This is a genomic window from Blautia sp. AF19-10LB (genome assembly GCF_003461245.1).
Taxonomy (GTDB): domain Bacteria; phylum Bacillota; class Clostridia; order Lachnospirales; family Lachnospiraceae; genus Blautia_A; species Blautia_A intestinihominis.
This window is the reverse complement of record NZ_QTWS01000012.1, coordinates 46,315-62,594: the sequence shown is the minus strand read 5'-3', so window position 1 is coordinate 62,594 and position 16,280 is coordinate 46,315. Positions and strand designations below refer to the sequence as shown.

Below are 16,280 nucleotides of genomic sequence, written 5' to 3'. Positions count from 1 at the left end.
GATAAAAGAGGGGTCTTTTATGATTTTTCTTTCTTCTTTTTTATAATAATTTTTTTCATATTTGGAAATATGGAAACCTGCGAGGGGAGGGCACTCGAAGTTGCGAAGGCCGTTCTCCCCTCGCGCTCCCCTCCTGGCCACGCCCGTATCTTGCACCGCTTGTGGTGCAAGATACGCACAGTGCCTCCAGCACTGTGGGCGCATCATCTCCAGGCTACTCAGGCGGGAAGGCTTTCCCGCGTGGAGACAGATTATGGGCTTTTTGCCTGCACGCGTAGCGTGGGGCGGCAAAAGATTCATGGGCGCATTCGCTCTGTTCGGCTGTCACTGCGCTTTTCGCGCAGCGAAACAGCCTCAACAGTTGGCGTCGATAACGTTCTGTCTGCCTCAGCCAAGCGTGGCCAAGCAGGGGGTGTCTGAGGGGGAGCTTCGGCCTTCGCAACTTCGAGATGCTCCCCTTCAGGGTTTTCATATTTTACAAAATATCATTTTCCTTGCTTTATAAAGCAAAACCAAACCTTTTACAATCCGCTTTTATTAGAAAAGTCCAGTGATCTTGCCAGTCTCATCAACATCAATACGTTCTGCAGCAGGTACTTTCGGAAGACCTGGCATTGTCATGATCTCGCCGGTCAGGGCTACGATGAAGCCTGCTCCTGCGGAGATCTTGAGGTTACGTACGGTTACTTCGAAATCTGTCGGAGCACCGAGTTTGGTCTGGTCATCGGTCAGGCTGTACTGTGTCTTAGCCACACAGATCGGGCAGTTGCCGAAGCCGAGTGCTTCAAGCTGTTTTGCCTGTTTCTGTGCGTTTGCTGTGAGAACTACTTTCTTGCCGCCGTATACTTTCTGTACGATCTGGTTCAGTTTGTCCTCGATGGAGCCTTCCAGTTCGTATGCATAAGTAAAGTCGTTTGGTTCTTCTACAAGACGGAGAACTTCTTCTGCAAGTTTGATTCCGCCTTCTCCGCCTTTTGCCCATACTTCGGAAAGGGCTACGTTTACACCGAGTTCTTTGCATTTGGCTTCTACGAAGTCAAGCTCTGCCTTGGTGTCGGTCGGGAATGCGTTGATGGCAACTACGCAAGGAAGTTTGTATACGTTCTTGATGTTGCTTACATGTTTCAGAAGGTTCGGGATACCTTTTTCAAGAGCTTCCAGGTTTTCGTTGTTGAGGTCAGCTTTTGCTACGCCGCCGTTATATTTGAGGGCACGTACGGTTGCTACGATAACAACTGCGCTTGGATGCAGGTCTGCCATACGGCATTTGATATCGAGGAATTTCTCAGCACCGAGGTCTGCACCGAATCCTGCTTCTGTGATCGCATAATCAGCAAGTTTCATTGCCATCTTGGTTGCTGTTACGGAGTTACATCCATGAGCGATGTTTGCGAATGGTCCGCCGTGTACGATCGCCGGAACGTGTTCCAGTGTCTGAACGAGGTTCGGTTTCAGGGCGTCTTTCAGGAGAGCTGTCATAGCGCCTTCTGCATGGAGGTCACCTGCTGTTACCGGTTTCTGCTCGGATACTTTACCGTAGGTATATCCGATGATGATCCTGGAAAGTCTTTCTTTCAGGTCGGAAATATCGCTTGCGAGGCAGAGAACTGCCATGATCTCAGATGCAACAGTGATGTCATATCCGTCTTCACGCGGCATTCCGTTTGTTCTTCCGCCGAGGCCGTCTACTACGTTACGGAGCTGACGGTCGTTCATGTCCACGCATCTTCTCCATGTGATCTTTCTCGGGTCGATGTTCAGTGCGTTGCCCTGGAAAATGTGGTTGTCGATCATTGCTGCAAGAAGGTTGTTCGCTGCGCCGATCGCATGGAAGTCACCTGTGAAGTGAAGGTTGATGTCCTCCATCGGAACTACCTGTGCATAGCCGCCGCCTGCTGCGCCGCCCTTAACACCGAATACCGGTCCGAGGGATGGCTCACGGAGAGCTACCATAACACTCTTACCGAGTCTCTGCATACCGTCTGCAAGACCTACGGTTGTAGTTGTTTTTCCTTCACCTGCCGGTGTCGGGTTGATAGCGGTTACGAGGATCAGCTTGCCGTCCTTTTTGTCGCTTTCTTTCAGAAGATTGTAATCAATCTTTGCTTTGTACTTACCGTACTGCTCCAGATATTTGTCGTCGATGCCTGCTTTTTCTGCGATCTTGGTGATCGGCTCCATTGTGCACTCCTGTGCGATTTCGATGTCACTTTTGAATCCCATAATGTTACCTCCCGCGTTTTATTTTAGTGTTATTTATAACTAGAGGGTTTTCCCCTTTTTTGTATCAGAGGTTTGACATGATAAAAATCTCAGATTGCTTTTGCAAAAGCTTTCAGTGATCCGATGATCACATCTCCCATAACAGCCATGTCTTCTGCCTGGAAGGATACCGGGAAATTGTCGGAGAAGAGGATCTGTGAGGACGGTGGAAATTCATCGTCTCCCTCCCACAGGATCATCTGCACCAGGTATCCCGGAAAGATCTCAAGCTGATAAGCAATGTCACCGTGCTCTACCGGAACACAGTGGATGTGTTCCATGATCGCCTGAAAATCTTTGATGCGGTTTCCGTAGGAAAAAGCCAGTCGTTTAATGCATCTTCCATCAAACTGTCTCAGGTAGACTTCTCCCCACGGCATTTCGCGATAAGTTTTGAATTTGCCGGTGCCGATAGATGCGGCACCGTTCAGCAGAAAGCGAATCGTCAGAGTTCTGGCATAAACCATGGTTTCCAGCGGGTAAAATCCCATATCGTCTGCCTCGTGGCTAACCTGAAAATCCGGCCAGGAAATCTGATACGTCGTTCCGAGGAATTTCAGAGTAAAAGATTTCTCTTCCTCATTGTAGGAAATGCCAAGTCTCTCGGCGATTTCCTTCGGATCAGCCTCCTGATACTGGCTCAGATAATGTTCCCACGGGAGACGCTCTTTGCTGTCTTTTCCATATCCCAGTTTCTCTCCCACAGATTCCATCTCTGCCGGATCAAATATTGTTTTTATATCAGAACTCATAATTCACCTCTTAAATTTTAAGTATTATCATCTCCACGGATTGCTTCGCTGTTACGCAGTTTCACGATTCTATCTCTGATGAACGTTTGGGAACATGGATGCATCGGTATGTGGGATAAAGCATGCTCCCACGAATTCATCCATGTAAGTCGGAACTGTTGAAAGTTCCATATAAGTCATATTGGCTGCAAGATCATATGTTTTCTTTTCGGCTTCTGTGGAATAAAGCATCAGGTATGCACCAGTCAGGGAAGAGTTTCCGATGTAGTGGAATTTCTCCAGCGGAACATCCGGGAACATTCCGATATTGACTGCATTCTGCATATTGATACCACTTCCGATACCGCCTGCAACATAAACATCATCGATCATTGACACATCGAAATCCAGAGAAGAAAGCATCGTTCTGATCGCTGAGAAGATTGCTCCCTTCGCACGGATAAAGTTGTCAATGTCGACTTCTGTGATCTCTACATTCTTTGAAGAACCAGCTTCTTCCTCAAACGCGATCACATAGCTTCCCATTCCATAATGGTCATGACGGATCCTCTTGCCTTCGCGGACAAATTTGCCCTTCGGATTGATGATTCCTGTCATATAAAGCTCACTAATCACATCTATGATACCGGAACCGCAAAGACCGACCGGTTTGGTTCCCGGTTCACCAACGATCTTGTATGTAGGTTCCATAGTTTCCTTGTCAATGGTACATGCCTCGATCGCACCGTCTGTCGCACGCATACCACAGCTGATATCTCCACCCTCAAAGGCTGGACCTGCAGAGCATGCACAGCTCATCATGAAGTCAGAGTTACCAAATACAAGCTCTCCGTTGGTACCAAGGTCGATGAACAGAGAAAATTCCGGTCTGTTCCAGATCATACTTACCAGAGCGCCTGCCGTGATATCTCCACCTACATAGCTTCCGATATTCGGAGCCATGATGATGTGTGCGTCTTTGTTGATCTCGATGCCTACATCAGATGCAAACATGGAGTTTGTCTTAAAGAATGCCGGGATGTATGGCTCTGTACGAAGATAGTCTGCATTGATCCCTGCAAACAGATGGTTCATCGTCGTATTGGAAGCCACGCACATACGATAGATCTGATTTTCCGGAAGATGGATGCTTCTGCACATCTCATGGATCATCGGATTGATCGTCTCTTTGATCACGGCATCCTGTAATTTCTTGATTCCACCTGGTTTGGTCGTCTCAATGATACGGTTGATGACATCCGCGCCATAACGGATCTGTCCGTTTCCGGAAGAACTCTTGGCAAGGATCTCGCCTGTCGCCATATTGATGATCACAGCAGAAACGGTCGTTGTACCGATATCCACTGCCAGACCGCCCATGATAACATCTTCTTTGCTGTCAAAGATGTCATATACAAACATGTCATTCGGTGTCACGCGAACAACACATTTGACAGAAAACTTGCTCGCACGAAGTACATCCGGAAGCTTACGGAGAACAGCATACGGAACTCTGATCCGGTTAAGGTTCATAAATTTCCGAAGTGCCCTTGTCAGTCTCTCAACATCCGGCATAGTATCATCCAGAGATGGTTCTGCCATCTGAAGTTCCACAACTTCCAAGCTGTTTCTGAACTGAATTCCGGTTTCTTCGATCTGAGATTTTGCTTTTTCAAAAATTGCAATTTCTTCTTTGGAACTTAAATCTGCCACTTTCATTCTGCTCTTGTATGCAGATGCGATATCCGGCACCAGTACCTCCACGTCGGCACTGATCTTGCTCATGCAGGCAAGACGCCAGCCTTTTTCAAATTCCTCATCAGAAATATGAAGTGTCTTCTTGGAGTCCACTTCTCCGCCTTTTAACTGTACCCGACATTTTCCGCAGGCTCCATTTCCGGAACATGGAGCGTCGATTGCCACGTTTGCGCCACGTGCAACTTCGAGTAAATTATCCCCCGCATTGGCAAATGCTTCTACCTTACTGCCATCTTCAAATGCAAATGTCACCTTAAACATGCGGTAACCACCTTTCTCGCCTTGTGAATTTTTGTTTTTCACCTGTGGCACTGGGAGTCAGACCTGGCTGAATTGATAAAAAAAGCCAGAGGCCGCGAAGCCTCCAGCCTTTTTTTGTCTACAGCCGTAAAAAAGTCAGACTGATTAGATTTCCAGATAGGAATCTGCGTACAGGTAGTTGTTCTTAATGATATCGCAGGATTTGATTGTTTCCATCAGACGCAGATCGTTAGGGTTAACGATTGCGGATGTAAGTCCCTGCATCATAGCCATAGCTACCATAGCGGAGTCCATGATCGGACGGATGTGTTTCGGCATACCGTTGGAGTTATTGGAAAGACCACCGGTGCTCTTCATTCCCATATCAGAGATCATTTTGATGAATTCAAGAACTTCCATCTGTTTGTCCTGCATTCCTTTGATAACCAGGAATAACGGGTCAAACCACATGTCGTTCTCAACGTCCATACCATGCTCCATACCTCTCTCCATCAGAGTCTGCATGTACATCATACGTTCGTCATTGTCTTTTGCGATTCCTTCGCCGTTGCAAAGTGCGATAACGATTGCATCGTTAGCTGCTGCAACATCAACGTATCCGATTCTTCCAGCTGCGTCAGCGGAGTTTACGATCGGTTTTCCTTTGGAACGGTTGTATACGGAGATACCAGCTTCGATAGCTGCAACGTTGGAAGTATCCAGTGCCAGCGGAACATTGTCGAAGTTGCCCTGCAAAAGTTCTACAGCCCATTTCATCAGTTCCGGTCCATCGTTCTCAGCTGGTCCGATGTTTACATCAAGATATGTAGCACCTGCGTCAAGCTGCTGTTTTGCTCTCTTGAGGATCGGCTCAGGATCTCTCTCTGTGAATGCTTTATTTACTGCTGGTGCTGTTGTGGAAAGTCTCTCTCCAATTGTAACAAATTTTGCCATACCCTGAATCTCCTTTTCATTTTTATGTTTCAGGGAGGTTCACTCCCTGAACATTATTTTATTTTTATGCGGCAATTATGCCTGCATATCCTTTAAGAATTTTACAAGCTGTACTGCTTCTCTAGGTCCTACGATGATCTCCCATCCCGGAAGTTTAGCTTCAAGGTCGCCCTTGAGGACTGCTACTTTACCAGGGATAACGAGCTTACGGCATTTAACCTTCGGCTCAACTTCTTCTTTGATGTACTCAGAAATGCTGGTGCTGGAGAATTTACCTGCAGCCCAGGATGTCAGTACGGAAAGTCCGCCTGCATCGTTGATAACCAGGTTAAGCGGAACACCGGAACGCTCCAGCTCTCCGGAAACCACGAAGTATGTAAGAGCGAAGTCTACGGTTGTAACAACGAGGGAGTTCTCGTCTGCACCGTTGAGTGGGTAGATACCCGGCTCTACTTTCATCGGCTTCTGCGGGTCTGTGTAAACGTTCTGACGAAGACCGAACAGCGGAAGTGCCTCTGCATATGTCATCTGCTCCATAACGATGATGGAACCATATTTCATTGTAAATACGGAAGCAAGTGCTGCCTGTAAATGATAGTCACCCTTAGCAAGTTTAACCAGGTTTACGATAGACGGATATCCGAATGTTCTATCCTGGTCTTTCAGAGCTGCACGACGAACCTGTACAGTGTTTGCAAAGGTTTCTTTGATGTCAGCGCCTGTTGTGTCAAGAACAAGGTTCTTGTTGCCAAGTTTTTCAAGAGCTGCTACGGTATCATAGAGCTCGTTTAAGTCTTTTCCGGATACTCCGAGAACTACGCCAGCTTCTGTAGCAACTGCGTTCATTGCTTCATAGTTGTCAGCGTTAGCTCCGTTAAGAACCGGTTTGCCATCCTTGCATACTTCAAGAGCAGCTTTAGCGATCTCAGGATCTGTACATCCAAGAACGAGAGTTCTTCCAAGGCCTTTTGCTTTTTCTACAAGTGCTGTGTATTTGGCAGCATCTGCATCTGCGCTGCAGTTTACGTATACAAGTTCTACATGCATTCTCTCACCGATACGGTCATAGTCTACATGTGGGATTGCTGCAAGCTTCGCATCAACTTCTGCATCATCCATGCATGTGCAAAGAGATACAGCGTATCTTGGTTTGCTTACGAATGTTTTTTCATGTCTGAACAGAACAGTCTCTCCTCCGAGAGTGAACTCTGCATCGCCTGTTCCGATCTTGATTGTCTTCATCGGCGGAGCAGTTGCCTCAGACAGGGAAGCCAGTGCTTCGTCAGACATATGTGGACACTGTTCGATCTGCATAGCGCCCTGTGCAACTTTCATAGAGAAAGCCATACATGTCGGACATCCACATTCCTTACAGTTTTTCTTTGGTGTTAATTTAAAAATCTGAATACCATTCAGTGCCATAGCTATTTATTCCTCCTATTATTCCTTAAGCAAGTGCTTTGATCAGTTTGGAAATTGTCTTAACAGATTCCGGATGTCTTAAGATTACGGCATCAGAACCAGCAGCAAGGTCTGCTGCTGCAGTCATAACTTCCATATCGATTCCACGCTCGTCTGCTGATCCCCATTCAGGCATATCAGCTTCAGAAGCTGTAGCTTCTTTTACTGCCCATGTCTCTGCGGATACTGGAGTAATAATAGGCATCTGCAGCATATTGTCGCTCTGACCTAATGCTGCACCTTTGATACGGTCCATAGTAGAAACTACGTACTCATATCCGTAACCAGCTGCTGCACTACCGATGTTCATAACGATCTTCTTCGCATCAACACCAAGCTGTGTAGTAACAACGTTTAACTGTTTTGCAAGGTTGATATCAACGGCTGATTCAGCACCAACGATCTGATTGTAAGCAAGACCTGCTGCTGCACCGATTGCTTTGTAGTTTTCTTCTTTTTCGGAAAGAAGAAGTGCATTTCTTCCCTGAAGAACTTCTGCAACTTTCGGGAGAAGTTCCGCATCCTTCTCTACGTTCTTGCATCCTTCTACAACAAGTGGACAGTCGATAGCGCCAGCCACTTCTTTAACAACCTCGATAAGTTCTTCGATAGATTTGTTTGCTCCGTTCGGGTCTCCACCATCCAGGATCAGAGCAACAAAATCAGCTCCTTCAATAGCTGCTGCTTTCTGAGCGATCTCAGCCATTGTTGTAGCTCCTTCATAATAAGCTTTTACACCTTCTGAAAATTCATCCAGTCCAAGGTCAGAGATCTCTACACCGATTTTGGCTGTGTTCTCTGTTGGTGCATCAAATGTATAGAACGGGAAAGAATTTTCTCCACCGATTGTCACAGTCTTATCTCCGCTTCCGATTGTGACAGCGTTAATCTTTGCATTAAATTTCTGTGGTTTCTGATTAAACGGCATTTCTCATAAGCCTCCTCTTAATTATTAATAACTCAAATAGCAAATAGCATTATACTACATAAAATCGCCAGTTACAAGGGAAGTTGGCTATTTATGTTAAAAAAATATCAAAAATTGTAACGTAATGCATTCCATAAACAATTTAAGATTAATCTCCCAGGGAATGAATGCAAGCATTCATTCCCTTTGCGGAGATTACATCATCGGATCCATTCCAAGTGCCGGATGTCCTTTTTCTGTCAGGAATGCTACCAGTGTTTCTGGATCTTCTGCTACGGTCTCATCACCGATCATGTCTGTGAAGTTTTCGATTCCGTAGAGTTCCTGAGCTGTCTTGTTCAGACGTTCTGCAACGAATTCTTTCAGTTCTTTTGGCATCCATACGATACGTTCGATACCGCCTTCAGCCTTCATGAATTTCTTAGAGGAGATGAAGTGTTTTCCATGTCCCATGAATCCAGGAGTCTGAACACCGCCGCCTGTCATGGAAGCCATTTCTGGGAAGGTCATTCCAAGAGGTGTCATGCCTGCATACTCACGGTTAGCGATAACTACACCATTGGAGAATGGCTCGATACCACAGATACATTCGAAGCATCCACAGGAAGTCATAGGATCCTGCATGATGGAGTACAGTGTAACGTGCTCCAGAGCACCCTGTGAGAATTTCTGAACTGCTTCATCAACGTCTTCGTAAGAACCAAGGTTCTCATCGATCGGACGCTCTTTGGTGATGATCTGGCAAGGTCCGTTAGGATCAAGCTGATGTGTAGCTTTTGCATCCAGCCATGAAACGGCACCGCAAAGACCAAGTCTCTCTGGTGTTACGACACATACGTGGCTTGGAGAGAATGCCTGGCAGAGGATACAGCTGTAGTATACATCTACAGACTCATCTGTCAGAGTGTCAAGACGCTCATCACGTTTGTCGAAGGTCGGGATAGCAACCTCATGACGGATTCTTGTACATTCTGCCGGATCTGTATAGATAACAACTTCACATTTGTCAACAACTGCGTCGAATTCGTTCTTGACAGAAGCGTAAAGAACTTCACCGATATGTTTGATCTTGAAGCCTGCGTTGAATGCTTCGATGCTGATACGGATACGCTGCATATCACGCTGTCCTGTGTGGTATACACCCTCGATACAGTTGATGTAGTTGTGGAATTTACGCTCGATAACCGGTTCGAAGTCTGCCTGCATGTTCTTGCCTGCAACTTTAACAACATATGCGATGCTGTTCTTGCTTCCAAGTTCCATGTCGTCTACTTCCGGTCCAACTACTGTGATCTTGTGATCTTCGATCTCAGAAGCGTCACAGGTCTGTACAAGCTCTGCACAGTCAACACGGGAACCATCGAATTCAACCTGCATGTCTTTACGACGGATGATCTCACCTTCGAATGCGGATGCGAAAGCAACCGGGATATCGATGTTTGTGATCTTGATCTTGATGTCACGTGCTTCCAGGGATGTAGCATTGAATTTGCTTACATCTTCCTGAACGATAAGGCTCTTCGGTACGCGGAAGATATTCTCTGTCTCGTTTGTAACTACCGGGAATCCAAGTGCGATAGCACCTGCACCACAAGCTACGATCACGTCATCCAGAGGTTTGAATGCGTTTACGAATGCCGGTACACGGTCCATTGTGTATTTCATCAGTGTGCCTGCATCTCCAGGTTTTACGTTACCGAAGATCAGAGCTGCACGAAGTGCTACAGATACTACATGGATAACTGCTGTAACGTCTTTGCCAAGCGGGATAACACGAACGTTTGCGCCTGTCTTCATTCCAGCTTCTGCAACCTGGTCGATGATTCCGCCAACCAGTGTTACGAGGATACCCTGTGCCTGATAGCTCTTAACAAGAGCAACACCTTCTTCTGTTGTAGGAGCAGCTCCGAGGATTACTGCTACACCAGGGATATCGCCTGTTACAAGCGGTACACCAAGTTCACGGATCACTGCATCTGCAAGATGTCCGTAGCATGGTTCTTCGTATGGTGTTGCACCATCAATGTATTTCAGAACTTCGATGAACTCTGCGCAGAGTGCTGTAGCAACACCTGACATGAATGCATCGTTTAATCTTTTTTCTCTTGTCATAAGTGTTTTAACAACACCAAGAGCTTCTTTTAATTCTTTTAATGTTGTAACTTTTGTTCCTGTTACAGCATAATAACATGGAAGGCTGTAAGCGGTGTTCGGGAAGCTGACAGCTTTGTCTTCGCCGTACTGAGCGATTGCTCCGTCGATAGCGCCCTCTGTTAAACCATATACAGCATCATTTCCGCCGAATACTCTATCAAATAAAGTCACGTTAATACCTCCTGTTTTTAAAGACTTGAGTTCTGGTCAATCTTTTCTTTTATTTTTGTTATTTCAGCCGTTACAGTCTGGCTGAAATCGTAAGGGGATTTTCCCTGACGGTCAGCGTCTATAACTTCTGTGTTGTAGTGGATCATTCCAAGAAGATCTTCTGCCGGGATCCTGGAACGGATGAATGCTTCATCGTCCTCGTTCCTTACTTTATTTGCCACAACTTTGACCTGTGCGACACCGAGATCTTTGGCAAGTCGTTTTACATTTTTGTAGGTCTGCACACTTCTTGCCCCTGGTTCAATCACTACAATAAATTCATCCATGCTTTCCGTGGTGCCCCGGCCCAGATGCTCCAGACCGGCTTCCATATCAAGGATCACCACATCGTCCCTGTGAATCACAAGATTATTAATGATCCGTTTCAACATGACATGCTCCGGACAGACACAGCCGCCCCCACCTGTTTCCACGGTACCAAGGACAAGCAGTTTCACGCCATTGCAGGTCTTGCCGTAGGTATCCGGGATATCGTCTACCTTCGGGTTCAGTTTATAAAACTGATTCTGACTGTTGGCTCCGGTACGCTCCTCCACCAGCTTACGCATTCTGGAGATCGGTACGATGGAATCCAGTGTTTCCTCGTCAAATCCAAGTGCCAGACCTAGATTTGCATCCGGGTCTACATCTGCCGCAAGGACCTTCTTTCCTTCGTCTGCGTATAATCTGGCAAGTGTTGCCGCAAAAGTTGTCTTTCCTACTCCGCCTTTACCGGTTACTGCTATTTTCATAAGTTAATCGCGCCTTTCCTGCTATCAGATGCCGAGAGCTGCTCTCTTCTCTTCGATTCTCTCGATCATCAGATCGCCTAATTTGTCAATGTCTTTTTCTACTGTGTAAGCAGCTTCTACCCAGTCACGAACACCTTCGGTAAGAAGTCCTGCCACCTGATCAGATCCGGATACATATGGATCTACGCCAAGGAAGGTATCAAGACCTGTTGCTACTACGTAGTTTCCGATGGAAACAGCTTTCTCAGACATCCACTCAGGAGCACATCCTACTACTGGAAGCTGGGAAATGTTAAGTCCGGAATCCTTTGCAAGTTCAGATGCGAGGATCAGCATACGGCTGATATCTACACAGGATCCCATGTGTAATACTGGCGGGATGTCCGCAAGCTCACAGACACGTTTCAGTCCTGCACCGCAGAGGTCTTTGGCTGCTTTGTCCATAAGGCCGGCTTTTGCTGCTGCCTGTGCTGAACATCCGGAAGCGATGATAACGATATCGTTTGCAAGCAGTTTCTTCATCAGCTCGATATGAGCGGAGTCAGGTCTGATCTTCGGGTTGTTACATCCAACCATTGCAACTGCACCACGGATAACACCAGATGTGATGCACTCAAGGAGAGGTTTGGTTGTTCCTGTCTCATCTACCTGAGAGTTTGTTACACCGTCAAGTGTCTTAACGATTGCTTCAACAGAGTATCCAACAGTTGCTTTCTGTTTCATATCCGGGATATATACGAGATCCGGTTTTCTGTTCTTGAAGTTCTCACATGCCAGTTTAACGATCTGACGTGCTTTTTCTCCTGCTGCGCCTGCGCTGAATTCGATGAATTCGGAATCTGGCATCTGACAGATCGGAGAAGTTGTGATGAATTTAGTATGGAAACATTTGCTCAGAGGTCCTAATGCCGGGAAGATACACTGAACGTCAACAACGATCGCTTCACATGCACCGGTCAGAACAACGTTTTCCTGCTGTAAGAAGTTACCAGCCATCGGGATACCACGACGCATAGCTACTTCGTTTGATGTACAACATACACCGGAAATAGTGATGCCTTTTGCACCCATGGATTTTGCGTAGTCGATCATTTCTTTGCTGTCTGCAACTTCACAGATCATCTCAGAAAGACTCGGATCATGTCCGTGTACTACGATGTTTACGTTTTCTGCGTTCATAACGCCAAGGTTTGCTTCTGTTTCGATCGGCTTCGGAGTTCCGAACAGTACGTCAGAGAACTCTGTTCCACACATGGAACCGCCCCATCCATCAGAAAGTCCGTTACGAAGTGCCTGACGGATCAGTGCCTCCGGTTTGCAGGTGTTACCCATATGGGTCATATGTAATGCACAGGAAACCTCACGGTCGATTGCTCTTGGCTCGATTCCTGCTTCGTGCCACAGATCCTGTGTATGCTGAGGTGCTCTCTTAAGCCATCTGGAAATGCCTCTGATCTTTCCGTATTCTTCCTGAGCCAGGTCAGACATCTCATGAGCAAGATCGTAGATGTCTTTGCCCTCTGTCTCAACGCCCCATTCTTTTGCGATACGGATCAGTTTCTCAGGATCTTTTACCTGATAGTCGCCGCCTTCTTTTGCATGTCCGAGGGTGATACAGATCTCACGTCCATGATCGGAATGTGTAGCTGCTCCGCCTGCTGTGAAGCGAAGGAAGTTTCTTCCTACGATACCGTGTGCATCGCATCCGCAGATTCCTCTCGGAGCCTTTGGAGTAATACGACATGGTCCCATGGAACAGATACGGCAGCAGATACCCTGCTCACCGAACTTACAGTGTGGAGTCTGGTTTTTTACACGGAACTGCCAAGCGTCTGCGCCTACCTTTGCGCCAGTTTCCAACAGTCGGTTGGTAGCAGCTTCAAATTCTTCCACTGTAGTTAATTTGAATTCACTCATTATAGACCTCCTTTTATTATACATGATGAGTCATGTATTTTTACCTTTCTATAAAGTTTTATATAATAACCCTCCAGACAGAACCCATCCCCGCCCATGGGTTATTTTCCTGTAAAAAATCTGCTGAATCCTGTATTGTTCAGCATCTGTTATAAATTCTCCTGCTGTGATCGCAGGAAAATCATGATTATAAACTTAACTTGCCGGCAATTTCCCTTAATGCCTTCTTGACCGGATTGTCCTCCGGAAGACTGGCTGTAGGTTTGCCATCACAGTCATATTCATAAACAGTTTCATCCTGCGGTACTACACCGAGAAGATGAAGTCCCTGATTGGCGATCTCTTCTTTGATCCCGTCATTCAGTTCTCCCTTCGGTGCACGGTTGACGATCAGTCCTACCGTGTCCGGTTTCATTCCGCATTCATCGATCAGTTTCGCGATCCTTCCAACAGCCTGGATTCCTCTTCGGGAGCAGTCGCTCACCAGGATCGCAGTCTGCATGGACGGAAGAACGCCTCTGCTGATATGCTCCATACCTGCTTCGTTATCTACTACGATATATGGATAATGATTCTGATACTTGGCAAGCTGAGCCTGAAGCAGGCCGTTTACATAACAGTAGCAGCCCTTTCCCTGTGTTCTGCCCATTACGAGCAGATCAAAATCATCTTCCTCAACCAGTGCATCCTCAAATCTGAGTTCAGCATAATCTGCCTTGGACATTCCTTTCGGAATCGGGTTTTCCTTTGCGATCTCTGCCTGTGCGATCTCCTCACGTACATCACCGAGAGTTGTGTCAACCTTTACTCCCAGGACTTCGTTCAGGTTGGAATTCGCATCTGCATCAACTGCAAGGATCGGTCCTTTGTTCTGTTCGCAGAGATACTGGATCAGCATTCCACATAAAGTAGTTTTACCTACGCCGCCTTTACCGGCGACAGCAATCACATGTGCCATAACTTAAAGAGTGCCTCCTACTCTATTTTCATATTAGTGTACGCATGCCAGATGCATTGATGATCTCGCTTACGTCTTTCCATTTATTCAGCGCATACAGGTGGATACCTTCTACGCCAAGAGCACGGTATTTGTCAATCTGCCTGATCGTGTACTCAATACCGGCTTTCTTGAAATCTTCTTTCTTCTGTTCAAGGTTATCGTCGAATGGTGCTTTATCGAACGGATTCGGGAAGATCCAGTATTTAGAGATAAGTCTGGAAAGTTCTCGATCCATAACACAGCCATTACGTGAAAGAGCCATGCTGATCGTAGCTGCCTGATCCAGGATCGGCATGATCCCTACATCGATCGGCATCGTGACACCGGCCTTGCGGATCTTGTCCTGCCAGCGTGCGAACTGCTCCATATCCCAGCAGAGCTGCGTCATGATATAATCAGCACCATTGTCCTGTTTCATCTTAAGGACGGAAACATCTGCATCCAGGCTGCGGCATGCGATATGCCCTTCCGGCGAACCTGCTACTGCAATTTCAAACTTGTCTCCAAATTCCCGGCGGATAAACTTGACAAGATCTGTCGCATAGTTAAAATCTCCGCCCGTGGAGTGTTCTCCTCTCGGGAAATCCCCACGAAGAGCAAGGATGTGATCAACGCCCTCTCTCAGGTATGTCTCAAGCTGGTCCCTGATTCCTTCTTTGGTGTTCTTGATAACCGTAAAATGAGTTACCGGAACAGTACCGGCTTTCTTTACCATCTGACATACTTCTCTGTTCGCTCCTACATTGCCGCCTCCGGCTCCGTATGTAACAGAGATATATTCTGGTTCAAACTGACAAAGATGCTCGATCGTTCCCGGAAGATTCTCCATACCCTTGTCGGTCTTGGGCGGGAACAATTCAAAAGAAAGGAGTTGTCTTTCCTTCATCAGCTCAGTCAATTTTACTGATGCCATAGCTGCACCTCCTTATATTAAACTAATGCTTGTAAGTCCCGGACGATCAGTCATCGCAGCAAAGCTTTACAATGCTGTTTGCCAGGTCTACCATAAGGATATGTCCCTCTACGACACGCTCATCTCCCATAATGTCTCTGAGCACCAGTTTATTTCCATCTACATCAATTCTGGATACATTCTTAAAGATAACAGAATTATCGTTTTCTTTGTATACAGTTGCAAGACACATAACTCTCACCTCCGCCATTCTGTTGTGTCATATTATTGTGTCATATTAAAAGTCAATATTACCGTTCACTGTAACAGATCCTATTTCATTTCTTCCTTAACAAGTGTAAGTGCAAGTCCCAGGCGCATGTTGCCCTTCTGGAAATCTGCAACTGCTTCCTTGATCGTCTTGGCTGAACTTGCAAGCCCCATCTTCTCCAGGTTGTCGGCCATCTGGTCGAGTTCTGCTGCGTGATGCTCATTGTGCTGCAGCATGTAAGTCAGAAGTGCTACTGTCTCTTTCTTGCAGTCCCCGCCCTCACAGGATCCACAGTGTTCCTGGCTGGAACAGCTGCTGTCGTGTGTATGTGCATGTTCTCCGTCTCCGTGAGAATGAGAATGTGTATGGGTCACACCGTCCGCATGTGTATGTTCATGTGTGTGTCCCTCTGTATGTTCATGTCCGTGCTGGACAAGGTTTCCGTTTTCATCTTTTATTAAGTGCATTGTCTACTCCTTTCTGCACAAATCCCTGTCAGTCTGTCTTAAACGTGACAAACTTCTGACAAGAATTTATCAATTAAATTCATTATACATCTTTTGTTATAGTTAATCAAGGCTATATTGAGAAAAAACGCACAAAAATCATTCCTGTTTCTATTTCTTTTTTTGCATTTTTCGCATCTGCTGATTATTTTTCTCGTTATATAAATAACGCTATCGTTTTAATATTAACAATCTTTATTTTCACCTTTTTTCCATGCCTATGTAAATTCATGTATTAAATATT

13 protein-coding genes are annotated in these 16,280 nt (G+C 46.2%); all 13 read right to left on the bottom strand.

The window, feature by feature from the left end; translation table 11 throughout:
• Positions 1–537: 537 nt before the first annotated feature.
• The 13 genes from DWX28_RS08550 to DWX28_RS08490 all read right to left on the bottom strand — a co-directional run bounded on the left by DWX28_RS08550 (position 538) and on the right by DWX28_RS08490 (position 15,997).
• Positions 538–2,223, bottom strand: a complete 1,686-nt coding sequence (locus DWX28_RS08550) for a formate--tetrahydrofolate ligase (protein WP_118252450.1) — start codon at positions 2,221–2,223, stop codon at positions 538–540.
• Positions 2,224–2,312: 89 nt separating this feature from the next.
• Positions 2,313–3,014, bottom strand: coding sequence for a DUF3786 domain-containing protein (locus tag DWX28_RS08545; protein ID WP_199611810.1), 702 nt, complete (start codon positions 3,012–3,014; stop codon positions 2,313–2,315).
• Between the two features lie 69 nt (positions 3,015–3,083).
• On the bottom strand, positions 3,084–5,012 hold the full coding sequence (gene acsV / locus DWX28_RS08540) for a corrinoid activation/regeneration protein AcsV (protein ID WP_118252449.1): 1,929 nt from the start codon (positions 5,010–5,012) through the stop codon (positions 3,084–3,086).
• Positions 5,013–5,156: 144 nt separating this feature from the next.
• Positions 5,157–5,945 (bottom strand): carbon monoxide dehydrogenase/acetyl-CoA synthase methytransferase subunit, encoded by a 789-nt coding sequence (gene acsE, locus DWX28_RS08535; protein ID WP_022213888.1) that lies wholly within the window; start codon positions 5,943–5,945, stop codon positions 5,157–5,159.
• Between the two features lie 75 nt (positions 5,946–6,020).
• Entirely contained in the window at positions 6,021–7,367 is a 1,347-nt protein-coding gene (gene acsC / locus DWX28_RS08530) for an acetyl-CoA decarbonylase/synthase complex subunit gamma (RefSeq protein WP_022213887.1), read from the bottom strand.
• Between the two features lie 25 nt (positions 7,368–7,392).
• Positions 7,393–8,334 carry an acetyl-CoA decarbonylase/synthase complex subunit delta gene (gene acsD / locus DWX28_RS08525; RefSeq protein WP_022213886.1) on the bottom strand — a complete coding sequence of 314 codons (942 nt, stop codon included), beginning with the start codon at positions 8,332–8,334 and terminating at the stop codon, positions 7,393–7,395.
• A gap of 195 nt (positions 8,335–8,529) precedes the next feature.
• Complete coding sequence (gene acsB / locus DWX28_RS08520) at positions 8,530–10,659, bottom strand: acetyl-CoA decarbonylase/synthase complex subunit alpha/beta (protein ID WP_022213885.1); 2,130 nt, start codon at positions 10,657–10,659, stop codon at positions 8,530–8,532.
• A gap of 17 nt (positions 10,660–10,676) precedes the next feature.
• Positions 10,677–11,450, bottom strand: a complete 774-nt coding sequence (locus tag DWX28_RS08515) for an ATP-binding protein (protein WP_022213884.1) — start codon at positions 11,448–11,450, stop codon at positions 10,677–10,679.
• Positions 11,451–11,474: 24 nt separating this feature from the next.
• A complete protein-coding gene (gene cooS, locus DWX28_RS08510) occupies positions 11,475–13,367 on the bottom strand; it encodes an anaerobic carbon-monoxide dehydrogenase catalytic subunit (RefSeq protein ID WP_022213883.1) in 1,893 nt (630 codons plus the stop codon).
• Positions 13,368–13,554: 187 nt separating this feature from the next.
• The gene (locus DWX28_RS08505; protein WP_022213882.1) at positions 13,555–14,325 is read right to left on the bottom strand and encodes an ATP-binding protein; all 771 of its coding nucleotides are present in this window, start codon (positions 14,323–14,325) and stop codon (positions 13,555–13,557) included.
• Positions 14,326–14,353: 28 nt separating this feature from the next.
• Positions 14,354–15,280 (bottom strand): methylenetetrahydrofolate reductase, encoded by a 927-nt coding sequence (locus DWX28_RS08500; RefSeq protein WP_022213881.1) that lies wholly within the window; start codon positions 15,278–15,280, stop codon positions 14,354–14,356.
• Positions 15,281–15,326: 46 nt separating this feature from the next.
• Positions 15,327–15,512, bottom strand: a complete 186-nt coding sequence (locus DWX28_RS08495; protein ID WP_118252448.1) for a CooT family nickel-binding protein — start codon at positions 15,510–15,512, stop codon at positions 15,327–15,329.
• A gap of 80 nt (positions 15,513–15,592) precedes the next feature.
• Positions 15,593–15,997, bottom strand: coding sequence for a hypothetical protein (locus DWX28_RS08490; RefSeq protein WP_022213879.1), 405 nt, complete (start codon positions 15,995–15,997; stop codon positions 15,593–15,595).
• Positions 15,998–16,280 lie beyond the last annotated feature (283 nt).